The sequence below is a fragment of the Pararhodospirillum photometricum DSM 122 genome (assembly GCF_000284415.1).
GTDB classification, from domain to species: Bacteria; Pseudomonadota; Alphaproteobacteria; order Rhodospirillales; family Rhodospirillaceae; genus Pararhodospirillum; species Pararhodospirillum photometricum.
This window is the reverse complement of sequence record NC_017059.1, coordinates 1,092,932-1,115,655: the sequence shown is the minus strand read 5'-3', so window position 1 is coordinate 1,115,655 and position 22,724 is coordinate 1,092,932. Positions and strand designations below refer to the sequence as shown.

Sequence of the window (22,724 nt, the reverse complement as noted above, 5' to 3'; positions counted from 1 at the left end):
ATAGCTCCCTCCCCGCCTCGGGGGCCGGCGGGTCCTTTGGTTGGGGACTTTTAAGCCCCGGTTTATTATCCCTCACGCCTCTTGAAYCCCCAAGATCGTCATGACACGACCTGGAGGGGAAAACAAGCCGACGAAAGGCATGGGGTACATGCACACCATACATGCCCCCAGGCATCGAGGGGCTTGGGGAGGCCGCGCCTCCCCAACCTTCCTTACCCTTCCTCCAGCCCCGGAACAAAGAGATCGGGCAACAACCGCTGCCCCGGATCAACCGCATAGCGCGTAAAATCAACACCCCCCGCCTCGCGCAACACCTCCTCATCCAGAAAGAAGTTGCCCGTGCAGCCCCGAGCCGGCCGGGTCAGAATGGCATGAGCGGCGTCGGCGACGATCTCCGGGGTCCGGCAGCGGGCCGGATCCACGGCCCCGCCCAACATGGCCAGGGCCGCCGTGGCGATGATGCTGCGCGGCCACAAGGCGTTGGCGGCAATCCCCTGGTCGCGGAACTCCTCGGCCCAGCCCAGCACACACAGGCTCATGCCCATCTTGCTGATGGTATAGGCGACATGGCCGCCATACCACTGGGGATGGATCGACGGCGGCGGCGACAAGGTGAGGATATGGGGGTTGGGCGCCTTGGCCAGCCAGGGCAGGCAGGCCTGGGTCACGACATAGGTCCCGCGCACGTTGACCGACATCATGAGGTCGAAGCGCTTGGGGGGCGTCTGCGGGGTCGGAGTCAGCGAGATGGCGCTGGCGTTGTTGACCACAATATCAATACCGCCGAAGGTCGCGGCCGCCCGCGCCGCCGCCTCGGCCACCGCCCCTTCGTCGCGAATGTCCACGGCCAGCGCCAGGGCCTGCCCGCCCGCCGCGACGATCTCGGCGGCAGCCTCGTGGATGGTGCCGGGCAGTTTAGGATGGGGCTGGTCGGTTTTGGCGGCGATCACGATGTTGGCGCCATCGCGGGCGGCGCGCAGGGCGATCGCCTTGCCGATACCCCGACTGGCGCCGGTAATAAACAGGGTCTTGTTTTTCAGCGTGGTCATGACGCCTCGCGCAGCAAGGGACGGGGGGCCGTGTCGGCGGTGGGCCACGCCTGGGCCCAAGGGGGCAACGGCGGCGTGGGACCGGTAAAGGCGGTACGGGCCACGACCTCGGCCGGCGGGATCACCCCACCCCGGCCGACGAAGGCACCGCGCACCATGGCATAACAGACCAGCGCGCCCTCGGACTCCACGCGGTGGTCGATATACACCCACTTGTCGTCCCAGGAGAGCATGCGGCTCTTGAGGACAAAGCGCTGGAACGGGCGCAGGGGCCGACGAAACTGGACAATGCAGCCCCCAGCACCGGCGACCAGCGTTCCTTGACCACGGCGCGCCACAGGCCGGGGTCCGGGGGGCAGCACCTCCCCGGCCTTTTCTCCTCAATCACCGAAAGGACGGCGCCCACAAGAGGCCGCCATCTTTCACCAAGGCATTGGGCCCGCGCGGCAGCTTAAGCGGGCTCAAGGCGCCGAGGGAGGTCTCATAGACATCGCGGTAACTGCCGACCTGGGTCACAATCCGCCGGACCCACTGGTCATCAAGGCCCAAAGGCGCTCCCACCCCGGGATCCAGGCCCAGGAAGCGCCGGCGCATGGGATCTTGCGGCTGGGTAAGCGCGACCTGGACGGTGGCCCGATGCAGATCCCAGGCCTCGGCCTGGATCAAGGCAAACAAGGTCCAGCGGGCGATGTCGAACCAAGCAGGGTCATCATCACGCACCACGGGGCCCAGCGGCTCTTGCGAGAGCACCTCGGGCAACAGCCGAAAATCCTGAGGCCGGGGCGCCTCGGCCAAAAGAACCGCAGCGAGAGCCACACCATCGTCGGTGAACCCGTCGCAGGCGTGGGAAAAAAGGGCGCTCCGGGCTTCATCGGGCGACAGATAGGTTTTGATCACCAAAGGCAGAGCCCGGCTTTCCACCACCTCCTTGAGGACGACGAACGACGTGGTGCCTTGCAAGGCACAGATCCGGGTGCCCGAGGGCATGGCCCCCAGGTCGGCGCCGGCCACATCGTTCCAAAACAACAGGCGCTGCCCGTCGTGGAGAGAGACTCCCACCATTGTCAAGCCCCGCCCGGCATCGCGCGACAAGGTCCACGTTGTGGCCCGGCTGAGAACGTCCACATCGCCCTGGGCCAAGGCATCGAAGCGCGCGGTGGTCGCCAGCGGGACAAAGCGCACCCGGGTGGCATCGGCGAGCACGGCGGCGGCGAGGGCGCGGCAATAGGAGACATCCAGCCCCCCCCACTCGCCCCGGGGATCGACCGCACTCATGCCCGGCAGGTTGGGGCTGACACCGCAGGTCACCTCGCCCCGCTCCTTGATCCGGCCCACCGTGGGGGAACGCTCCTGGGCCAGCGCCCCGGTCGCCAGCAAGAGGCTCACGACGAGCCCCCCTGCGAATCTGAGGCCTGCCCTCCCCCCCTGCCCCTTCGGCCGGTCCCCCCGCATACCACGCTCCTCTTCCCACGTTTGCTTTAAGACAGAGATCGACCACACCCGCCCGCCCCCGGCTTTACGGTGGAGGGGGTCCCTCCCCGTGCCGAGGGGGCGAGGAAGCCCGACCTGCCCGACCATCCTCAGACTTCCCCTCTCATGATACCACCCGGCGCGCCAACAGGCAGCCATCGCGTGTTTGACGCCCCCCAGGGGAGCCGTCATGCTGACCGGGGAAAAACCGGGCCACGGCGAGGGAACACAGCGTGACACGACGCATCACGGTCGGCGCCCGTCTCCTGGGTGCCTTTCTCGCAACGGCCCTGATCTCGGTAGCCGCCAGCGCGGTGGGCCTGCTGTCGTTTCAGGCCGTGGAACGATCGCAGCGGGCGATCATGGACGAGGCCCTGCCCGCCCAGGCGCTGGCTCATGCCCTGGCCGAGGGCGCCCAGGCGCTAGTGGCGCTGGCCCCCCAACTGGTGATGGCCCATACCGATGTGGAACGGCGCTCGGCCAGCGACCGGATTCGGACTCAGGCGCAAGGGCTGGAGGATCTGCTGGCCCGGCTGCGCCCCCGGGTCCCGTCGTCCCCCCTGCTGGAAGACGTGGCCCGGCGCCGCGCCGACTTGGTGGCGACCTTAAGTGTCCTCGACCAGCAGATCGCCGAGCGGATCGTGCTAGAGCGAAGCCTGCGCGAGCGCCTGGACGAGAGCCGCCGAGCCCTGGAGGTGGCGCGACTTGAAGTTGAACGCCCTTTCCCTGGCCTGTCGGCCGAGGCCCGGATCGCGGCGCGGCTGGGGTTGTCCGAGATCCGGGCTTTTCTGGAACAAATCCCGACGGTCCCGCTGGGCCGACTGCCCGACCTGCGCACGGCGCACGGCGCGGCGCTGGCCCGGGTAAACGCCGCGCTGGCCGGGAGCGGCGCGGCGCTTTCAGATTACCTTGCGGTGTTGCCCCCCGACGTGGCGGGCGCCGATCCCTATGCCCTGCGCGAGCGCCAAGACGCGGTGCGGCGGCGCACGGACGCCCTGCTCACGGCGTACACCCGTTATGCCTTTCGCTTGGTGTTTGCCGCCAGTGCGCTGGTCCACGACAGCGAAACCGCCATCTTGGAGGCGGCGCGCAAGCAGCAGCACACCTTAGTCCGCATGGGGGGCCTGTTGCTGGGGTTGGCCGTGTTGTCTTTGGTGACGGCGGGATTGCTGGGCTTTTATGCGCACCGCACCGTCATTCGCCGCCTGGGCGCCCTGCGCCACAGCATGGCAGCCCACGTGACCGGGCACGCTGTGCCGGTCCCCAGCACGGGCAACGACGAAATCAGCGACATGGCGGCAGCGCTCAAGGACCTGTTGGCCACCATCGCGGCCCGCGAGGGCGATCTGCGCGCCAGTGAAGCCCACCTGCGGGCGGTCATCGACGCGGTGCCCGAGGGAATTCTCAGCGTGGATGCCTCGGGCACCGTGATCGCGGCCAGCCGCTCGGCCCAGGATCTTTTTGGCCAGACGGCCTCGCTGGTCGGCACCAGCCTGGGGCGTCTGGTGGCGCCGCCCGGCAACCCCGGCATTCCCGGAACAGGCAACGAGAGCGTGCTCGCCATGATGGAGCGCGCCGCGCACACTCACCAGGTCATGGGGGTGTACTGCTGGCGGGCCCGGACGATGTTTCCGGCCGACATGAGCGCGCATGTCCTTGATCATGCGGGGCGGCGAGTCACGGTGGTGACCTTGAGCGATACCTCGGAGCGTCACCGGGCCGAGGCCGAGCGCGCTCATTTTTTGGCGTTGCTGGCGGCGGCCCAGGAGGCATCGGTGGATGGCCTGATGGTCACCGACCGCGAGGGCACCATCATCACCTCGAACCGGCGCTTCCATGAACTGCTGGGCCTTGATCCCGACCGCATGGTGACCTACGCCCAGCCGCGCCGCGCCCAGATGTCGGGGGAGACGATGGCGGATCCGCAGTCTTTCTTGAACCTGTATCAAGGTGTGCTTGCCTCGCCCGAGGCGGTGGCTGCCGATACCCTGGTGCTGGCGGACGGCCGCTTGCTGGAGGGGTACACGGCGCCCTTCCGGGTAGGCGGTGCGATCGCTGGTCGGCTGTGGAGCCTGCGCGACATCACCGAACGCGAGCGGGTCCGTGCCGACCTGACCCGAGCCAAGGACGCGGCCGAGAAGGCCCTGGCCGATCTGCGCGATGCCCAGGGGCATTTGGTGGAGGCTGAAAAGATGGCGTCGCTGGGACAACTGGTGGCGGGGGTGGCCCACGAGATCAACACCCCGGTGGGCATTGCCGTGACCGCGGCCTCGCTCATCGCCGACGAGACGCGGGCCTTACGCCAGCAGGTCGAGAACGACACCTTGCGTCGCTCCAGCTTCCTGGCCTTTCTCGAGCAGATTGAGGAGGCGTCCACCTTGTTGCTCGCCAACACGGAACGGGCCTCGGAACTGATCCAGAGCTTCAAGCAGGTGGCGGTGGACCAGACCAGCGACGAGCGTCGGCGCTTTGATCTGGCGCACTATACCCACGAGGTTCTGTTGAGCCTAGGGCCGCCGCTGCGCAAGGCTCCCCACCGCCTCGACGTCGAGATCCCCGAGGGCCTGATCCTCGACAGCTACCCTGGCGCCTTTGCCCGCATTATTGCCAATCTGGTGATGAATGCCCTCATTCACGCCTTCCCCGATCCGGCCACCCCCGGGGTTTTGCGCCTGAGCGCCCAGGTCGGGGCCGATGACCAGATCGAGATGACCGTGGCCGACTCGGGGGTGGGCATGAGCGCCGAGGTCCGGCGGCGCCTGTTCGATCCCTTCTTCACCACCCGGCGTGGCCAGGGGGGCTCGGGCCTCGGGCTCAACATCGTCTACAACCTCGTGACCCACACCTTGGGGGGGCGGATCGAGGTGGACACTTTTCCAGGCGGGGGCAGCCGCTTTTTGGTGACGGTGCCACGCATCGCCCCTCTCTCCCGTCTCGCGGCCCCCGAGGGCACCTCCGACGACCCAACGCCCAGCCGCGCGAGGGGACCCCGGGACCCCGGACTCGCTCTCCTGGGCCCCACCTCGTGAGGAAACAAGGCCCACGGGAGAGGCGCCGGCAGACCAGGACGATCGATGACCCCGAGGGGTTGCACCCTCATCACACTGTGACACCCAGGGCACACACCGGCGGAAATCGGCCTTCTAAAACGGTTTCAGCCTTGCCTCTCGTCCGGGGAGCCCGGATCTTAGGGCACAGGCGGGATCGACGCGGGTCCATGCGTTTCCCGTTGGGGAGGCGTCCCGCTCAGGGACTCCGCCCCAGGGGGGCGCCACCGGGCACGGGAGGGGCCCGCGCGCTGTTTCACTTTGGGCATATGGGATCCAATTGCCATGACCAAGACCTTTCATTACGCTGTTCTGGCCGGCGCGGCGGCGTTGCTGCCGCTGGCCGCTCAGGCCCAGACGCCCCAGGGCCCTTACGTGGCGCTGCAAGGCGGTGTGAACTTCAACATTGAGCGCGAGTTGGATGTCGGCGCGGTCAGCCGCGACGTCGAAACCAATCTGGGATACGCCGTTGGCGGTGCCGCCGGCTACTCCTTCGGGGGGCCGCGCGTTGAATTGGAAGCCACCTGGCGCTCCAACGGCATCGACAAGATCGGCACCTATGCGAACGATGGCAGCATCGATTCCGTGGCGCTGATGGTCAACGCCCTCTACGACATCCCCACCGGAACGGCCTTCTATCCGTATGTTGGTGCCGGCTTGGGCTGGGTCATCGGCAAGATGGACGCGGGCCAGATCAAGGATGACCTGAGCGGCGCCTTTGGCTTCCAGGGCATCGCCGGCGTGGGCTACAACGTCACCCAGAACGTGGGCGTGACCCTGGACTATCGCTTCCTCGGCACGACCGGGATGGAATTCGAGAATCCGGCGGCGGGCGACGCCTCCTATGAAAACTACCTGAACCACACGGTGATGCTGGGCCTGCGCTACGCGTTTGGCGCCCCGGCCAAGCCGATGGCCGCCGCCCCCGCTCCGGCCGCTCCGGTGCAGCCGGTGGCCGCCAAGGCCGTGGTCCAGGTGCCCGAATCCTACCTCGTGTTCTTCGACTTCAACAGCGTGGCGATCACGCCGGAAGCGGCCGGGATCGTCAACTCCGCCGCCAAGGCCGCCAAGTCCAAGGGCACCTCGACCATCGAAGTGACCGGCCACGCCGACCGCTCCGGGACGCCGGTCTACAACGAGCGTCTGTCCATGCGCCGCGCCGAGGCCGTCATGGCCGAGCTGGAGCGCAATGGCATTCCTCGTTCGTCCGTGGCCGTGTACGCCAAGGGCGAAAGCGATCCGCTGGTCCAGACCCCCGACGGCGTGCGCGAGCCGCAGAACCGTCGCGTCGTGATCCTGCTCAAGTAAGACTTCGGCTCCGCTGAAGCCTGCGAAAGGCGCCCTCCTCCCGGGGGCGCCTTTTTTTATGCCCCGCGTTCCCTCAAGGGCACGCCTGCCCCCCCGAGACCGACACCGCCTCGGCCCGCCCCCGAATCGTGGTGGTGCGGCGCAAGATCCAGGGCGAGGGCTGGGAGGCCGACCACACCCGGGGATTGGGCAAGATCGCCACCAGCCGCGCCACCTGGACCGCATTCAGGGCGCTGGCCGACACGCCGAAAAAGTGCTGGGCCGCAGCCTCGGCCCCATAAACCCCGGGCCCCCATTCCACCGTATTGAGATACGCATCCAAAATGCGATCCTTGGGCCACAGGGCTTCGAGCAGCACGGTGTACCAAGCCTCCAGCCCCTTGCGCAGGGGGTCGCGGCCGCCCCACAGCAAAACCGTACGGGCGGTTTGCATGGACAAGGTACTGGCCCCGCGCAACCGCTCGCCGCGCTGGTACTCGGCCCAGGCCCGGCGGATTTCCACCCAGTCGAACCCATGGTGGCTACAAAAGCGGGCATCCTCGCTGGCGATGACGGCGCGGCGCAGACTGTCGGGCAGCCGGTTGGGGGCGATCCAGGTGTGGTGGAGGCCCTCGCCTTCGACGAGGCGCTGAACCATCAAGGGAGTGATCACAATCGGAACCACCCGCCCCAGGCCCAGCGCGACCAAAGGCCACACGACCAGGACCACGAGAGCCACCGCGCCGACCAGCCCCGCCAGGACAGGGACCCAGCGCCGCCCCCGGCGCTCGGGAATCACGCGGGGGTCGTCGGACAACGCTCCCTCAAAGAACCTTGCCCTGGCGCAACGACTCGAAGATGCCGGCGCTGACGGTGCGCAGGTCTTCCTCGTTGCGGACCAGCTTGCTTTTCATGGCGTCGCGCTGATACTTGAAGTTGTTATTGAACTTGCTGGGCAAGGACGCCCAGACCACAAGACGCGAGGGATCGACCAGATAGCTGGCAAATTCCTTCTCGCGGAAGGTTTCTCGGCAGAACTTAAGGATGTCTTTGATGATCTCCTGGTCGTTCATCTGCAACCACTGCTCGGAGAGCGCCGGCGAGACATAACGGCAGAACGGCCCCAGAACTTCCATCAAGTGCTCAGGCGTGTTCACCACATTGGCCAAGGCTCGCTTGTCGTCCAGGATCGCCCAAATACCGTCGCCAAACACGGGGGCCAGAAGGTTGATGAGCTTCTCGGCGTTGGCGCCCATCACCCGCAATTCCTCGATGGCGTGGTGATGCTTGGCCATCAGTTCGCGAAAAACCCGGGACTCCTCGGCCACCAGCTTGGCCTCGTCTTCGGCCGAAATCTCGGGAACATCGTCAGGCAACGGGCTGGCCCGGGCTGTCTTTTTGGGCCGGCGCACGCCCAGCTTCCACTCGGCGAACAAGCGGGCGCTGCGGCGCAGAACATAAAGGTCGCCCTCATTAAGGCCAGCCAAGTAACCAATCTGCTCGGATTTGGTAAAACTGGGCAAGAGATCGCCCAGGACCTCGACCTGGGCCCGGGAGAGCAACGCATAGGCGCTGACCATGCCAAACTGCTCGGGACGCAGGAGATAGGGCTTCATGGCTTCGTAGAGCCCGCGCATGGGGGCGCGCAGACGGAAGGTTGCCGGGTCGAAATCAGGTTCGCGCGGCTTGCGCAAGAGTCGCATCAGGCTGCGCCGGGCGGCCTTTTGTTCCTTGCGCCATTGCAAGCGCGCGCGCTTGGCCTCGTTGGTGGCCCATTCCTTTTCGGCCGCCTCGAAAGCCAGACGCGCCGACGCATAGAGATGCGACAACACAATCTGCTGGAAGGTCCGACCGCATGGAGCGATGGGCTGGTCCTGGGCCTCGGCGAGGCCTGTTCCGTCCTCGGCTAGGAACAAATCACCAAACGCCGGATCCCGGCGCTGTTCCCACGCCAAGTTCAGCAAAACGGGGACAAGTTCAGGGGAGCGGGCGAGCAGCTCGTCCACCGAGGCCCACGCGGCCAAATGGCGGGCGACATCCTGGCGTCCAGCGTTTTCCAGAACTTGGCGGAGCGCCCCGAAGCCTTGCAAGACCCGTCCCTTGATGCGGGCGGGCTGCGGGCCTTCCGGCGTTTCTGGAATCGATGCTCGGGCCATCGGGGTTCCTCTTGTCACAAAACGCTCGGGTTAGTCCGCCTGGGGGACCGACAGATCCAGGAGACGTGGCGCGCGCTCGATGATTTTGTGCAGAATCTTCTCGGCGGATTTGCACTTGCGCAAGGTCTCTTCCTCCACTTTGCCGACGTAGCGCTCCTGGTTCAAGGTATTATAGGCATCATACAAGGTCTTGATCTCATGGAGGAAGACTTCCCGCGAGCCCAGGGGCAGATGTTCCTCGCGAGCGATGGCCTTCAAAAAGGTTAAGGACCCCTCCAGCAAGGTCGCCCAAATGCGCACGGTCAAGGTATCAAAGCGATCGCGGACCCGGGACTGGCGCGGCTCGGGGAGTTGGTCGATCCGTCGCTCGATGACAATCGAAAACGCCAAGCATTCACTGGTCAGGCTGCGCGTGCGGGTGAAATCGTCGAAACGCGGGGGAAGGTCGTCGTGCCGCTGCAAGATCAAAGTACACTTGGCGAGAGCAATAATTCTTTGCTCAAGCAAAAGGAGAAAATTCTCCAGTTCCTGGACGACGCGGAACTCTTGCGCTTCCCGAGGGGACATGCTGGATGGTCCTGAAGGGCGCGGAGACCCACAAGCGGTCCTAAAGACGCGCGCGGACACCGGGCGGGAAGGGCATCCTAAGACGAGGCGTGAGCCGTGCCAAGCCCCGCCCGACCAAGCCATGTGAACGAGGGGCCTGGGGAGGCCCCGCCTCCCCAGCCTTCTTGTCCCTTTAACCGCTGACCCGGACCTTGAGAGCGACGGCGCGGCCGTTGCGCAGCACGCTAAGGGTCACGGTGTCGCCCACGGGGCTCAGACCAATCTGGCGGCGCAGCACCTCGGCGGAGTCGGACGCCTCGCCGTTGACGGCAACGACCACATCGCCGGGCTGAAGTCCCGCGCGCTCGGCCGGCGAGCCCGGCGCCACCTCGGCCACGATCACGCCCTCGGCGCGCTGAAGCCCCAGGCCTTCGGCGATGGCCGGATCCACCGACTGGATCACCACCCCCAAATGCCCTCGGCGCACCGTGCCGGTCTTGACGATCTGGTCCATGACGGCGCGGGCAATGTTGCTGGGCACGGCAAAGCCGATGCCCACGTTGCCGCCGCCCCCGGGGGAGAGGATGGCGGTGTTGATGCCGATCAATTCGCCCCGCGAGTTGACCAGCGCCCCGCCCGAGTTGCCGGGATTGATAGGGGCATCGGTTTGGATAAAATCCTCGTAGCCATCGGGGATGAGACCACTGCGCCCCTTGGCGCTGACCACCCCGGTGGTGACAGTTTGGCCCAGGCCAAAGGGATTGCCGATGGCCACCGACAGATCGCCCACCCGGGTGCGATCCGAGTCGGCGAACGTGACCTGGGTCAGCCCGTCGGCCTCAATCTGCAAAACGGCAATCTCGGTGCCGGCATCGCTGCCCAGCAGGCGCGCGCGCACCACGCGGCGGTCCTTCAGGGTGATGGAAATGTCCTGGGCGTTCTCGACCACATGGCGGTTGGTGAGGATAAGCCCTTGCCTCGCATCGACGATCACCCCGGAGCCGGCGCTCAACACGGTCTTGCGCGGCATCTCGGCGCCGGGCGGCAGACCAAAGAACTGCCGGAACACCGGGTCGTTGAACAGCGGATTGGTGGGGGCCGCCACCGAAGCCCGCACGGCAATATTGACCACGGCCGGCGTCACTCGGTCCAGCATGGGCGCCAAGGTCAAGACGCCGTCAGGCCCCATCTCGAACGCTGGGGCCGGCGCCGGCGCCCCGGACAGGGCCAGCCCCAGCACCGCAGGCAACACGAGAGACGACACGGAAAAACGCAAGGAGCGCATGCGGGCCTCCACGAGAAAAAGGGGTTCCCGCCATCAGCATCCGGGAACCGGCCGCCCATGTGGCGTGTCGGCCCTAAAAGTCAAGGTCGGCATAGTGCCGGGGCGGGCGGATATTGGCGATCCACTCCTCCAGGAGCGGCCGGAAGCTGGGGCGGGACTTGATGATGGCGTACCAGTCCTTGGCCTGGGGATGCTCCTCCCAGGGAACGTCGCCGGCATAGTCCACCAAGGAAAGATGGCAAGCCGCCGTGATGTCGGCGTAGGTCATCATGTCGCCGGCCAGCCAACGCCGCCGATGGATCAGCCAAGCGATATAGCGCAGATGGGTGTGGATGTTGGCGCGCCCGGCCCGGATCAGCCGGCTGTCAGGGGTACCGCCCGACACCACCCGCTTGATGAGCTTTTCTTGAACAATCGGCTCGGTGACCTCGCGATTGAACTTGCGGTCAAACCACGCCACCAGCCGGCGCACTTCGGCCCGCATCAAGGGGTCGGTACCCAGCAAGGGCGGGTCGGGGTAACTGTCTTCCAAGTATTCGCAGATGGCCCAGGCATCGGCCAGGACATACCCCTCAGCCTCGACCAACACCGGAACCTCGCCCTCGGGGTTGAGGGCCAGGAAGGACTCGTTGCGAACCCAGGTCTCCTCGATCACGGGGTCAAACTCCAGGCGCTTTTCCGCCAGGGCAACCCGGACCTTGCGCGACGCGGGCGAGAGTTCATGATGGTAGAGCTTGCGCATGGCGACACCTTAGGACCGCGCTTCCCGAAGGCAAGCGCGAAATGCGCCCCAGGATGGCTTGGCAGAGACTTGGAGAAAGAAGGCAAGAGAGAAGGCCGGGGAGGTACGCCTCCGCAGACCCCTTTTATCTTTGGCGGTGTTTACTCCGAGCGCGACTGCAAGCTCAACTCGGTGGCCAAGGCGCGGATGCGCTGGGTCAGTTGGCCCATGACCCGCGACATCACGGGGTTGATGGTCTTGAGCTGGGCCTGGAAGGCGGCCGCAGGGATCAGTACCAGCTTGGCTTCCAGGGCGACCCGGGCGGTCGCCATGCGCGGCTTGTCGTCGATCAGGGCCATTTCGCCGAACATTTCGCCGGGTCCCACGGTGCCCAAGATCTTCTCCTCGCCGTCGATGCGCCGCACGACGATTTCCACGAGGCCGCTTTCGACCATGTAGACGCCATCGGGCGGGTCGCCCTGCCGAAACAGGACCGTTCCCTCAAGATAGGTGCGACGCTGAAACAGGGGGGGTCCGGCCACGCGAGCATCCTCCCAAAAGGCCTGGGGGTGAGTGTATCATGGGGCCAAGGGGCCGGAGGACAAAGTGATCCGTGTCACAGGCGGGACGTTTTCCGTGGAGAAACGTGGGGTCTGGGGAGGCCCGCCACCCCAGCCTTCTCTTTTTTCCCCTTCCCCCTTCGCAGCGCCCCTCGCCTATACTGCGGGCAATGGATCACACACCCGCCCCCTCCCCTGCCCTGCCGCCCCCCGTGCCCGCCCTGGTGGTGGGGGCGGGCGGCGGGCTGCTGCTCTATCCCGATGGCGAGATTGAACCCGTGGTGCCCGGCGACGGCGCCCTGGCCCGCCTGACCCAGACGCGGCCCATGGTTTGCCACCGCCTGCACGCGGCACGGCGCCTCGCCCTGTCCTGGTTTCCCGCCCACGATGTGCTCGATCTCTTCGCCTTCGTGCGGCCCGYCCGGTTTTGCGCCCCCACGCCGCGCGGTCTGGCCCGCAGCCTGGGCTTGCCGGTGCCCGAAACCCCGGCCGAGCGAGCGCGGCCGGGCCGCTCAGGGCGTCGCGCAAGGGCCGCGCTCCGGGGGGCAGGGCCGGCGGGGCCTCCAGGGCGGGCAGGGCGCGCCAGTGGGCTGGGGCGTTGGGCTCCAAGGCGGCGTGCAGGTCTTCGCCCAGGGCACCGGCTAGGGCCTTTTCCATCCCCGGCTCCGGGGTCAGGCTGTCGAGCACCGGCGGGGCGGCCGGTCCTCCCTTGGCGCCGCGCGGCGGGGCGAGGGCGGCTTGCAGCCCGCGCGCCTCGGCTTGCAGTCGGGTGAGGGCTCCTTCGGCGGCGCGTTGGGCCTCGCTGGTGCGGGCTTCCTGGGTCTTGGCGTCGGCCCGGCGGGTTTCCACGTCCTCAAGGCGTTCGCGGGCGCTCTCCAGGGCTTCTTCGGCCGCTTCCACCGCCAGGTGGGCGTCCTCCAGAACCTCGGGGGCTACGGCGCGCGCTTTCGCCTCGGCCTGCTGGCGTGCCAGATCGTCGCGGCGTTGGGTCAGGCGATGCAGGCGCTGGGTCGCCTCGGCGCCGGCGCGGCGCAGGGCCTCGCGCCGGGCCTGCCAGTCGGCGGTGGCGCGGTTGGCCTTTTCCAGGGCCTCTTCCAAAACCTGGGCGGCATCCCGGGCGTGCTCCAGGCTTTCCTCAGCACTCTCTAGGGCCAGCGGTGTTTCGGCCTGGGCCTCGACCAGGGCCTCGCGCTCCTCGGCGAGCCGGGCCAAGGCGGTGGCGGCGTCTTGGGCTCGCTCGCGGGCACGCTCGGCGTCGGCCCGGGCCTGGGCGAGGCGGGTGGTGTTGTCGCTCCAGGCCTGGGCCAGCATGCGGGCCTCGGCGTCGAGCTGCTCGCGGGCCAAAGCGAGGCGCTGGAGCTTGGCTGCCGCCTCCGCCTCTTGGCGGCGCGCTGGTTCCAGGGCCTCGGCGGCGGCCAGTTGGGCGGCGCTGGCCTTGGCGGCGGCGCCGGTGGCATCGCCGGCGAGCCGTTCGGCGGCGGCATGGGCGGCACGGGCCGCCTCCAAGGCGCGCACCGCCGCCACCCAGCGCCGACGCAGCACCACCGCTTCGTGGAAGCGGGCGCGCTCAGACAGCTCGCGGTAGCGGGCCGCCTGCTTGGCTTGGCGTCGCAAGCTGACCAACTGGGTGTCGAGGGCGCTCAACACGTCTTCCAGCCGGGCCAGATTGCCCTCGGCGGCGCGCAGGCGGGTTTCCGCCTCCTGGCGCCTTGTGTGCAAGCCGCCAATGCCGGCCGCTTCTTCCAACAAGGCGCGGCGCTGGCTGGGCTTGGCGTTGATCAGGGCGCCGACGCGGCCCTGGCTGACCATGGCGGTGGAGCGCGCTCCGGTTGCCGCATCGGCAAACAAAAGTTGCACATCGCGGGCCCGCACTTCCTTGCCGTTGACCCGATAGACCGAGCCCTCGCCCCGGGTGATGCGCCGGGTGATGTCTAGTTCCAAGGCGGAGTTGAACTGCGCCGGCGCGGATTGTTCCTGGTTGTCGAGGGACAGGGTCACTTCGGCGACATTACGCGCGGGGCGCGTTGCCGTGCCGCCGAAGATGACATCGTCCATGTCGCCGCCGCGCAGTTGGCGGGCCGAGGTCTCGCCCATGACCCAGCGCAAGGCTTCGACCACGTTTGACTTGCCGCAGCCGTTTGGTCCCACCACCCCGGTCAGGCCCGGGTCGATGATCACCTCGGCCGGCTCGACGAAGGACTTGAAGCCCACCAGTCGCAGTCGGGAAAAATGCAGCACCGGCGGCTCCCGGGTCCGCGCTTACTTTTTGGCGGCCAGCAGGGGATCGAGCACCGCGCGGAACTGCTCCACGGACTGCGCCCCCACGATCACCGGTTTGCCGTTGATGAGGAAGCTGGGCGTGGAATCCACCCCGGCGGCCTCGGCCTCGGCCTCGCCGTCCCGAATGCCCTTGAACACCGATTCGCTATCGAGACAGGCCGCGACCGCATCTTTATCCATGCCGGCCAGCGCGGCATAGCTCTGGAGGGCTTCCATCGGATTAGGTGCCGAGGCCCAGGCCCGTTGATTGGCAAACAAGGTGCCCATCAAAGGATAGTACGTATCCATCGGTGCGCAGCGCGTGATCATCGCCGCCCCCAAGGCCAAGGGCGAGCCCAGGGAATGGTCGCGGAACACCCAACGGACTTTACCGGTGTCGATGTATTCCTTTTTGATCTGCGGCAGGATGTCCTTGTGGAAGGTGGCGCAATGGCTGCACAGCAAGGATGAATACTCGATCACCTGAACCGGGGCCGTGGCGGCGCCCAGCGAGCGCTCTTCATAGGAGGGGCCTTGGGCCTGGGCCGGGGTGCCCACGGCAAGAACCACGACCAGGGCGAGGGAAGAGAAGGAAAAACGCACGGGGGCAATCCTCCGACACGAGGGAGAGGGAGCGGCGATCATAAAGACGTGGCCCGTCGTTTGGCGCAACGGATTGTTCAGGGGAGGAAAAAGGAAGGCTGGGGAGGCTTGCCTCCCCAGCCCCCAGGATCGGAGGGGTCTGGGGAGGCAAGCCTCCCCAGCCTTCCCTTTTTTCCGTCTCGCGCGCTCGCTTTGACCTCCCGCGCAAAACCCCGTATCGTGCGGGCCAATGCCGTTCGGGTGGATTCTCCCCCTCCCTCGGACGTCCGTTGCGTGCATTCGCGGTCATTTTTTGAGACAGGGGAAAATCGCTCATGGCGTCGTACATGATCAAGGTGGCCGGGGAAGGCCTTGTCAACCAAGCCCACCGCAATTCCGATGCGGGTCCCACCACCGGCTCCAGCGTGATTTATGAAGTGATCAACGTGCCCGCCGGGGTCAGCGCCGACGACGTTGTCGCGCTGATCAAGAAGGACCCCAAGAACATCCCGCACAACACCGCCTACGAAGTGGAGTATACCGCGCTCGCTGGCTGATCGGTCTGCGTGTCTCGGGGCGAAAGAAAAGGCTGGGGAGGCGGGCCTCCCCAGACCCCCTCCTTATCATTGCCTGCCGCTGGCCAATCGGCCACCCTGGCGAGCCCAGCTTCACCTTTTGCGGCGAGCCAGCCCTGCCCGATAAGCCCTACTGCGCCGAGCACGCAGCTCGGGCCTACGTGGTCATGCCCAAGCCAGAGCCGAGACACGACCATGAATAACGAGAGCCCGACTGTCCGGGCAATTGCCGCACTCGCCCAAACCGGGCGCCGGGTCCAGTCCGACAAGCGCAGCCCTTCGGGGTGGCGGCTCGACGGGCGGGTGGTGCCAGTGCGGGCGATGATTGAAGAGGCCAATGCGGCGCTTCGGAAGGCAGAGATGCCGGTGATCGAGTTTCCAGGGGTGCAGGTCCAGACAGCCGCGCCCTAGCCCTGAAGAAGACGCCGGGGCCAGCATGCCTTCATAAATAGAGAGTGAGAAATGGCGCGCACGCGAAAGRAAAAACAACCCCCCGCTCCGCTTGCCGCATCAATGCCAGCGGAGATTAAAGGGATTGCGCCGCGAAAATGGCAGATGGATGCGGTGTACCAAGTGCGATCTCAGGCTCAGGCGGGAAGCGATAGAGCGCTGATATACGCATGCCCTGGCTCCGGGAAAACGTACGGGGGCTTGATGGTGGCGCATGATTTGGTGCACACGGTCGGCCTGGGTCCGAAGATCGTTGTGGTCACGCCGAACGAGGCGATCCGAACGCAGTGGATCGACCGTGCCGCGAGCATTGGCCTGAACCTGCGGCACCTGCGGTCTGGGTACGATCTCCGCCAGGAAGAATTGGCGCTGTCTGAGCTCGGGTTCATCGTCTCGTACCAGAAAGCAGTGACTGAGATCAGAGAAAGCCTCCGGGACTACTGCGAGCGCAACCGCCCAGTTGTCATCTTCGACGAGGTGCACCACGCGGCTGGACCGAGCAAAAAGAAGGACGGCAACGCCTGGGGGCACTCCATTGAGTACGCTTTCAGCACGGCGGCGTTCAAGCTGTGCACCACGGGCACGCCATTCCGCGAAGGCGATAACCCGATTTCCTTTGTGTCCTACAATGGGGCGCAAGAAGCAATCGCGCTAGTTCGGTACTCGTACCAGCAGGCGATTGAGGACGGCGTATGCCGGCCTATCGAGTTCACGATGTTCGATGGCGAAATGTCGTGGTCGGCCGCGGGCCAGTCTTTCACTGCGTCGTTCGGCGATCCGTTGAACAAGAAGAGAAGCGGACAGCGGCTCCTGGCAGCCATCGCGGTTGATGGGGAGTTCCCCCAGACGATGCTGACCAAGGCCAACGAAAGGCTGATGGAGTTGCGCAGCGGGGCCGGGGTTGACGCCCGCGCGGCCGGACTGGTGGTGGCACACGACACCGACCATGCCGAAGCCATTGCTATGGAGTTGCAGGCCATCACCGGAGAGCCAGCGACAGTTGTGCATTCCAAGATTGACGACGCCCAGAAGCAGATCGAAGCGTTCCGCGAGGGCAATTCGCCTTGGATCGTCGGAGTCGCCATGTTGTCCGAAGGCGTGGATATCCCACGACTTCGGGTTGGCGTGTATGCGTCGAACATCACAGCCCCCCTGTACTTCCACCAGTATTGCGGCCGTTTTTCGCGTGTGATGAAGAGTCGTCATGAACGGTCATACGTGTTCATGCCGGCAGACCCCGAGCTTGAGGCCATTGCACTCCAGATCGAACGCGAGCGGTGCCACGCGCTAGGCGAAGAGTACCGCCCGCACTTGCGCACGGTTGGCAACGGCAAGGGGCGATGTCGGCGGGAGATTGAGGTGCTGAACAGCAACGGCGACGTGAAGGGCGTGACCGTCAGCGGAAAGATGCTGCCGATTACGTTCATCGAAGCGCATCGCGACCAGATCCGCAGTTTTCGCCAGAAAGGCGCCCAGTACGCCACCTGGACCGACGCGGAAGTGGTCGGAGTCATGATTGATTGCGGCGCCATCGCCATGCCGGAGGAAGCGGCATGAGCGCGGAGGCCCCTAAAGTGTACCAGTTCGGCCATGCCACCGAAGCAACAGAACAAGCCCGTCGGCAAAGCCTTGTGTCGGACATGTGCCGGATGCTTCAGGGGGGCGAGCAACTGAAGTGCTTTGCCGCCTCGTTTGCGATTGCCTTGCGGGATCGAGTTTGGGAGCGCACGCGGCGCCTGGACAGCGGCCGGACCATTGAGCCGATCAGCTTCCGCTGCTTCGTGTCGGACCCCTACCCCGTTGGGATTGGCAGTAACGAAAAGCAGGTGCGAGCGCTGATCGCATCCTCGGAACTGCCTGACCGCGAAGCGCTTGAAGCCCAGGTCAGAGCGGCTTGGGGGGCGGAGGTCAAGGGGCATGGTGGGGAGCGCGACAACGCGGGGCGGCCGGCTGTCGTTGGACCAGGGAGCGCGTGTGACGAAGATATTCAAGCTGGCATTGCCAGCTTGAAAACAGACGCATCCATCACCCCAAACACCGCCGACTACACCCGAGCGAGACTCGCCCGCGATGCCGACCCCGACCGCACCCGCTTGGACGATGACGCCCGGGCACGGGCGGCGGCACTCCTGGCGGATGTGGATGGCGGCAAGGTGTCGTGCAACGCGGCGGCGGTCGAGATGGGGTACCGCAAGCGCAAGAGCCCGCTGGACACGATGAAAGCCGCCTGGGCCAAGGCCAGCCCAGAGGAGCGGGCCGCGTTTTTGACGTGGGTTGACCGACCCGTTTTCGACAACACAAGGAGCGCCTGAGATGACCGATGCCCCCGTCAATATCGACGGCGTTGCTGTTGACCAGTTGCGTGCCTTCGTGGCCCGGATCGAGCGGCTGGAAGAGGAAAAAGCCAACATCGCCAACGACATCGGCGAGGTTTATAGCGAAGCCAAGTCGTCCGGCTTTGACGTCAAGATCCTGCGCAAGCTGATTGCCATGCGCAAGAAAAGCAAGCAGGCCCTCGCCGAAGAAGATGAGTTTCTGTCGGTGTATCGCGCCGCTGTCGGGCTGTAGGTGCTGCGATGAAGCGCCCCGCCATGACCCCAGCCGGCCTCGTCCGTGCCGTGCGCAACGCCGCACCCGGCGAGACCGTGGTTTACATCCGCGCCGACGACCGTCGGGCCTGCCAAGTCGTCAAAGATGTGGCCCTGGGCCTGTCGCGCCTCGGTTTTGTTGCTCTGGTCCAGCGGCGGGTGGGCTGCGGCCTTCAGTATGAGGCGCAGCGCACCTGCACAATCATGAGCAAGAGCGTCGGACCGATCGAGGCGCGAAAGGCGAAAATCTCGGCGGAGACTACCTGATCTGGCGCCGGCCGGACATGGGGGGGGGAAAAAATAAATCCAAAAGGTGGGGGTAAGAGGAAGGCTGGGGGAGGCGGGGCCTCCCCCAGACCCCTCATTGCATTGGCCCCTGCCGCCGAGGCGAAAGTCCCAGGAACGGAGGGGTCTGGGGAGGCCCCGCCTCCCCAGCCTTCCTTTCTCACCCGCACACCCCACAGGCCGCCGCTCCCGGCCGGTAGCGCCTCAAGTATTGCTGATGATACGCCTCGGCCATCCAGAACGGCCCCACCCGGACAATCTGGGTGGCGATGGGGCGACGGTGGCGCGGAACTTCGCGGGCCAGCGATGCCCGGGCGAGCGCCTCCTGCTCGGCATCGTGGACAAACACCGCCGAGCGGTATTGCGAGCCAATGTCCGGCCCCTGGCGATTGACCTGGGTGGGGTCGTGGCAGGCCCAGAACACGGCCAGAAGGTCTTCATAAGAGACCTGGGCCGGATCGAAGACCACCTCCACCGCCTCGGCGTGGCCGGTGGTGTCCTGGCAGACCTCATGATAAGTGGGCTGCGGCGCATGGCCCCCGGTATAGCCCACCCGCGTCGCCAGAACCCCGGGCTGACGCAAAAAGGTTTCCTCCACCCCCCAGAAGCAGCCGGCAGCAAACGTTGCCCGGCTCCCCGGCATCTCGGTCGCGGTGTCATTGGTCATGGCGCGTTCTCCCTTGCCTTCCTGGAAATGGCAAGAAGGAGTACGCCAACGCCCACCCGCTGGATCAGCCTCGCGGACGCCCCCGGGTTAGTGAACGCGCTTGATCCGACTGACGTACAAGCCGCCCTCGACCGCATCGAAAAAGTCGGTAATCGCCGGATGGGTCAACGGGGTCGGGTCTTCCTCGGGCAACAGGTTCTGCTCCGAGACGTAGGCCGTATAGGTGGTTTCGCCGTTTTCGGCCAGCAGGTGATAAAACGGTTGATCGCGCGACGGCCGAATGGCCTCGGGAATGGCAGCATACCATTCCTCAGTGTTATCAAACACAGGATCCACATCCACGATTACACCGCGAAACGGGTGAACCTTATGGCGAACCACCTGCCCGATGTGAAACTTGGCGACCCGGATTTCCATGCTGCCTCCCGTGGCGCCCCTCGCGCCGCTGAAGTGTCCCGGCCTTGTCAGGGAGGGGTGATTTTGCCCGCCCCAGGCCCTGAACACAAGACCCCAGCGTCTTTACGGGAAAGGAGAGGGACCCCCGCCTCCCCGGCCTTGTTTTTATCGCATCGCCACACAAGAGCTTGCCCACCCCCCCMATCATGGTAAGGAAGCCCCCTCCTCCGTGCTCTCCACGCGCCCGCTTCCCCGCGCGGCCTGATCATCTTGCAGGATCTCCCCGATGCCGGCCCCTTCCCCCCTGCCCGCCCTGCCCGTCACCAGCATCCTGCCCGAGCTTTTGCGGCGCCTGGAGCACGACCCGGGCGTGGTCCTCATCGCCCCCCCGGGCGCCGGCAAAACCACCCGGGTGCCCCCTGCTCTCCTCGACGCCCCGTGGCTGGCCGGCCAGCGCATCCTCATGCTCGAACCCCGCCGCCTCGCCACCCGCGCCGCCGCCCGGCGCATGGCCCAGGAGCATGGCGAAACGGTCGGAGAAACCTTCGGCTACCGCGTGCGCCTGGAAAGCAAGGTCTCGGCCCGCACCCGCGTCGAGGTGATCACCGAGGGCATCTTGACCCGGCGCCTGCACGACGACCCCGGCCTCGACGGCGTCGGCTGCGTGATCCTTGATGAGTTTCATGAACGAGGCCTCGACGGCGATCTCGCCTTCGCCCTCCTGCGTGACATCCAAGACGCCCTGCGCCCCGACCTGCGCCTCGTCGTCATGTCCGCCACCCTCGACGGCGCCGCCGTCGCCCGCCTGCTGCCCGGGGCCAGCGTCCTGGAAAGCCAGGGCCGCCAGTTCCCCGTCGCCGTGCGCCACCTGGAGCGCCCCGCCCCCCGCGCCCTGCCCGAGACCCTGGCCCGGGTTATCGCCGACGTGCTCGACGAAGAGCCCGGCAGCGTCCTCGCCTTCCTCCCCGGCGAGCGCGAAATCCGCGCGACCCAAGCCGCCCTCGCCGCCCAGCGCCTGCCCGCCAGCGTCAGCGTGCGCCCCCTCTACGGCGCCCTGCCCGCCACCGACCAGGACGCCGCCCTCGCCCCCGCCCCCCGGGCACCCGCAAGGTGGTGCTGGCCACCGACATCGCCGAAACCAGCCTGACCATCGACGGCGTGCGGGTTGTCGTCGATGGCGGCCTGCGCCGCGCCCCGCGCTTCGATCCCCGGCGCGGCCTCTCGCGCCTCGAAACCGTCCGCATCTCCCAAGCCGGCGCCGAGCAGCGGCGCGGCCGCGCCGGCCGCCTGGAACCCGGCTTGTGCCTGCGCCTGTGGCCCGAGGCCGAACACCGCGCCCTGCCCGCCCACGAAACCCCGGAAATCCTGGCCGCCGACCTTGCCGGCCTCGCCCTTGATCTTGCCCTGTGGGGACCGCCCACCGCCGAGGGCCTCTCCCTGCCCACCGCGCCTCCGGCCGGCGCCCTCGCCCAAGCCCGCGACCTCCTGCACAGCCTGGGCGCCCTCGACGATCAGGGTCAAGCCACCGCGCACGCCCGCGCCCTCGCCCGCCTGCCCCTGCCGCCGCGCCTCGCCCACATGGTCGTCACCGCCGCCGAGGCCAGCCCCTCGGAGGGGGCGCTCGCCGCCGTGCTGGCCGCTCTCCTCGAAGAGCGCGACATTTTTACGCGCGCGCGACCCCGACCTTCGCCCTCGCCTCGCCCTCGCCCTCAGCCGCCAGCCCGCCCCCCCAACCGGCCGCGCCGACGCCCTCGCCCGGGTACGCGACACGGCGCGCCAGATCCGCCGCCGCGTCGGCCTCGCCGAACTCGACAAGAGCCCGCCCCTCTCGCCCGAGGCCGGCGGCCGCCTGCTCGCCCTCGCCTATCCCGACCGCGTCGCCCAGGCCCGCCCCGGCGCCCCCGGCCGCTTTCTCCTCGCCTCTGGCCGGGGCGCCAGCCTCGACCCGCACGAGCCCCTAGCCCACGCTCCCTATCTCGTTGTCGCTGACCTCGTCGAGGATACGGGCACCGAGGGACGCATCCGTCTTGCCGCCCCCCTCGACCGTGACGACATCGACGCCACCCTCAGCCCCACCGCCGTCGAAACCCTCACCTGGGATCCCCGCGCCGAAGCCGTCATCGCCCGGCGCGAACGCCGCCTCGGCGCCCTGGTCCTCGAGAGCCAGGACCTTCCCACGCCCGGCCCCCGCGCCGTCGCCGTGGTCCTCGACGCCCTGCGCCGCCTGGGCCTTGCCTGCCTCCCCTGGACCCCGGAAACCACCAGCCTTCGCGCCCGCGTCACCTTCCTCGCCACCGCCCGCCCCCAGGACGGGTGGCCCGATCTCGGCGATAGCGCCCTTCTCGACACCCTCGAGACTTGGCTAGGCCCCTTCCTGCCCGGCATCACCCGGCGCAGCCATTTCACCCGCCTGCCCCTGGCCGACGCCCTCAAGGATCACATCGGCCGCCAGCGCCTCGCCGACCTGGAGCGCCTTGCCCCCCGGACCCTGGTGGTCCCAAGCGGCGTCCCCGTTCCCCTCGACTATACCGATGCCGACGGCCCCGTCCTCGCCGCCCGCGTCCAGCAACTCTTCGGCCTGACCCAGACCCCGACTGTCGCCGGCCGTCCCGTGCTCATCCACCTGCTTTCCCCGGCCGGCCGCCCCCTGCAAGTCACCCGAGACCTCGCCGGCTTCTGGAAAACGTCCTATGCCGCCGTGCGCAAGGATATGCGTGGCCGCTACCCCAAACACCCCTGGCCCGAGGACCCCACCTTGGCCGACGCCACCAACCGCACCAAACCCCGCAAGGCGTGAGAAC

The 22,724-nt window shown here is 67.0% G+C and carries 24 protein-coding genes and 1 pseudogene; 12 read left to right on the top strand and 13 right to left on the bottom strand.

Annotated features, from left to right (window positions below; translation table 11 throughout):
- Window positions 1–212: 212 nt before the first annotated feature.
- The 3 genes from RSPPHO_RS04870 to RSPPHO_RS04860 are packed head-to-tail and all read right to left on the bottom strand — an operon-like array spanning window position 213 to window position 2,435.
- Window positions 213–1,049: an SDR family oxidoreductase gene (locus tag RSPPHO_RS04870; protein WP_041794304.1), complete on the bottom strand. Its 837-nt coding sequence runs from the start codon at window positions 1,047–1,049 to the stop codon at window positions 213–215.
- Complete coding sequence (locus RSPPHO_RS17580) at window positions 1,046–1,411, bottom strand: thioesterase family protein (RefSeq protein ID WP_051013679.1); 366 nt, start codon at window positions 1,409–1,411, stop codon at window positions 1,046–1,048. The genes RSPPHO_RS04870 and RSPPHO_RS17580 overlap by 4 nt, the downstream gene beginning before the upstream one ends.
- Before the next feature lie 22 nt (window positions 1,412–1,433).
- Window positions 1,434–2,435, bottom strand: coding sequence for a transporter substrate-binding domain-containing protein (locus tag RSPPHO_RS04860; RefSeq protein ID WP_157879092.1), 1,002 nt, complete (start codon window positions 2,433–2,435; stop codon window positions 1,434–1,436).
- A 317-nt stretch (window positions 2,436–2,752) separates the two neighbouring features.
- Between RSPPHO_RS04860 and RSPPHO_RS04855 the strand changes: the two genes are divergently transcribed.
- Together RSPPHO_RS04855 and RSPPHO_RS04850 are read left to right on the top strand one after the other, a co-directional pair.
- The gene (locus tag RSPPHO_RS04855; RefSeq protein WP_014414151.1) at window positions 2,753–5,548 is read left to right on the top strand and encodes an ATP-binding protein; all 2,796 of its coding nucleotides are present in this window, start codon (window positions 2,753–2,755) and stop codon (window positions 5,546–5,548) included.
- Window positions 5,549–5,851: 303 nt separating this feature from the next.
- Window positions 5,852–6,874: an OmpA family protein gene (locus RSPPHO_RS04850; protein WP_041794301.1), complete on the top strand. Its 1,023-nt coding sequence runs from the start codon at window positions 5,852–5,854 to the stop codon at window positions 6,872–6,874.
- 73 nt (window positions 6,875–6,947) lie between these two features.
- Here RSPPHO_RS04850 and mtgA read toward each other — a convergent pair whose 3' ends face one another.
- The 8 genes from mtgA to RSPPHO_RS04810 all read right to left on the bottom strand — a co-directional run bounded on the left by mtgA (window position 6,948) and on the right by RSPPHO_RS04810 (window position 14,983).
- Window positions 6,948–7,670: a monofunctional biosynthetic peptidoglycan transglycosylase gene (gene mtgA / locus RSPPHO_RS04845; RefSeq protein WP_014414149.1), complete on the bottom strand. Its 723-nt coding sequence runs from the start codon at window positions 7,668–7,670 to the stop codon at window positions 6,948–6,950.
- 7 nt (window positions 7,671–7,677) lie between these two features.
- Window positions 7,678–9,009, bottom strand: a complete 1,332-nt coding sequence (locus tag RSPPHO_RS04840; protein ID WP_041794299.1) for a hypothetical protein — start codon at window positions 9,007–9,009, stop codon at window positions 7,678–7,680.
- Between the two features lie 30 nt (window positions 9,010–9,039).
- A complete protein-coding gene (locus RSPPHO_RS04835) occupies window positions 9,040–9,576 on the bottom strand; it encodes a hypothetical protein (RefSeq protein WP_041794296.1) in 537 nt (178 codons plus the stop codon).
- Window positions 9,577–9,748: 172 nt separating this feature from the next.
- Window positions 9,749–10,840 carry a trypsin-like peptidase domain-containing protein gene (locus tag RSPPHO_RS04830; protein ID WP_041796612.1) on the bottom strand — a complete coding sequence of 364 codons (1,092 nt, stop codon included), beginning with the start codon at window positions 10,838–10,840 and terminating at the stop codon, window positions 9,749–9,751.
- A gap of 73 nt (window positions 10,841–10,913) precedes the next feature.
- Window positions 10,914–11,582, bottom strand: a complete 669-nt coding sequence (locus tag RSPPHO_RS04825; protein ID WP_014414144.1) for a glutathione S-transferase family protein — start codon at window positions 11,580–11,582, stop codon at window positions 10,914–10,916.
- A 140-nt stretch (window positions 11,583–11,722) separates the two neighbouring features.
- The gene (locus RSPPHO_RS04820) at window positions 11,723–12,103 is read right to left on the bottom strand and encodes a cyclic nucleotide-binding domain-containing protein (RefSeq protein ID WP_014414143.1); all 381 of its coding nucleotides are present in this window, start codon (window positions 12,101–12,103) and stop codon (window positions 11,723–11,725) included.
- 174 nt (window positions 12,104–12,277) lie between these two features.
- A complete protein-coding gene (locus RSPPHO_RS04815) occupies window positions 12,278–14,359 on the bottom strand; it encodes a chromosome segregation SMC family protein (RefSeq protein ID WP_051013674.1) in 2,082 nt (693 codons plus the stop codon).
- A gap of 21 nt (window positions 14,360–14,380) precedes the next feature.
- Window positions 14,381–14,983 carry a DsbA family protein gene (locus RSPPHO_RS04810; protein ID WP_051013672.1) on the bottom strand — a complete coding sequence of 201 codons (603 nt, stop codon included), beginning with the start codon at window positions 14,981–14,983 and terminating at the stop codon, window positions 14,381–14,383.
- Window positions 14,984–15,297: 314 nt separating this feature from the next.
- Between RSPPHO_RS04810 and RSPPHO_RS04805 the strand changes: the two genes are divergently transcribed.
- From RSPPHO_RS04805 to RSPPHO_RS04780, 7 genes are read left to right on the top strand one after another with little or no spacing between them, the layout of a single operon-like run.
- Window positions 15,298–15,519, top strand: a complete 222-nt coding sequence (locus tag RSPPHO_RS04805; protein ID WP_014414141.1) for a hypothetical protein — start codon at window positions 15,298–15,300, stop codon at window positions 15,517–15,519.
- Window positions 15,516–15,740, top strand: coding sequence for a GcrA family cell cycle regulator (locus tag RSPPHO_RS18720; RefSeq protein ID WP_081581838.1), 225 nt, complete (start codon window positions 15,516–15,518; stop codon window positions 15,738–15,740). Before RSPPHO_RS04805 ends, RSPPHO_RS18720 begins: the two co-directional genes overlap by 4 nt.
- A complete protein-coding gene (locus RSPPHO_RS04800) occupies window positions 15,733–15,948 on the top strand; it encodes a hypothetical protein (RefSeq protein ID WP_041794291.1) in 216 nt (71 codons plus the stop codon). Before RSPPHO_RS18720 ends, RSPPHO_RS04800 begins: the two co-directional genes overlap by 8 nt.
- A 51-nt stretch (window positions 15,949–15,999) precedes the next feature.
- Window positions 16,000–17,544, top strand: coding sequence for a DEAD/DEAH box helicase family protein (locus RSPPHO_RS04795; protein WP_081581652.1), 1,545 nt, complete (start codon window positions 16,000–16,002; stop codon window positions 17,542–17,544).
- Window positions 17,541–18,299, top strand: coding sequence for a hypothetical protein (locus RSPPHO_RS04790; RefSeq protein ID WP_041794288.1), 759 nt, complete (start codon window positions 17,541–17,543; stop codon window positions 18,297–18,299). The genes RSPPHO_RS04795 and RSPPHO_RS04790 overlap by 4 nt, the downstream gene beginning before the upstream one ends.
- Window position 18,300: 1 nt before the next feature.
- Window positions 18,301–18,555, top strand: coding sequence for a DUF2312 domain-containing protein (locus tag RSPPHO_RS04785; RefSeq protein ID WP_041794285.1), 255 nt, complete (start codon window positions 18,301–18,303; stop codon window positions 18,553–18,555).
- A gap of 23 nt (window positions 18,556–18,578) precedes the next feature.
- Window positions 18,579–18,842 (top strand): hypothetical protein, encoded by a 264-nt coding sequence (locus RSPPHO_RS04780; protein WP_041794282.1) that lies wholly within the window; start codon window positions 18,579–18,581, stop codon window positions 18,840–18,842.
- Between the two features lie 178 nt (window positions 18,843–19,020).
- Here RSPPHO_RS04780 and msrA read toward each other — a convergent pair whose 3' ends face one another.
- On the bottom strand, window positions 19,021–19,527 hold the full coding sequence (gene msrA, locus RSPPHO_RS04775; RefSeq protein WP_014414138.1) for a peptide-methionine (S)-S-oxide reductase MsrA: 507 nt from the start codon (window positions 19,525–19,527) through the stop codon (window positions 19,021–19,023).
- An 87-nt stretch (window positions 19,528–19,614) separates the two neighbouring features.
- Window positions 19,615–19,944 (bottom strand): heat shock protein HspQ, encoded by a 330-nt coding sequence (hspQ, locus tag RSPPHO_RS04770; protein WP_041794279.1) that lies wholly within the window; start codon window positions 19,942–19,944, stop codon window positions 19,615–19,617.
- 265 nt (window positions 19,945–20,209) lie between these two features.
- Here hspQ and RSPPHO_RS21705 point away from each other — a divergent pair, with 265 nt between their 5' ends.
- The 3 genes and pseudogenes from RSPPHO_RS21705 to RSPPHO_RS21695 all read left to right on the top strand — a co-directional run bounded on the left by RSPPHO_RS21705 (window position 20,210) and on the right by RSPPHO_RS21695 (window position 22,720).
- On the top strand, window positions 20,210–21,070 hold the full coding sequence (locus tag RSPPHO_RS21705; protein WP_014414135.1) for a DEAD/DEAH box helicase: 861 nt from the start codon (window positions 20,210–20,212) through the stop codon (window positions 21,068–21,070).
- A pseudogene (locus RSPPHO_RS21700) lies at window positions 21,034–21,153 on the top strand (hypothetical protein); the annotation flags it as partial. The gene RSPPHO_RS21705 and the pseudogene RSPPHO_RS21700, both read left to right, overlap by 37 nt.
- A gap of 148 nt (window positions 21,154–21,301) precedes the next feature.
- Entirely contained in the window at window positions 21,302–22,720 is a 1,419-nt protein-coding gene (locus tag RSPPHO_RS21695; RefSeq protein ID WP_339325401.1) for an ATP-dependent helicase C-terminal domain-containing protein, read from the top strand.
- The last annotated feature ends 4 nt before the right edge of the window (window positions 22,721–22,724 follow it).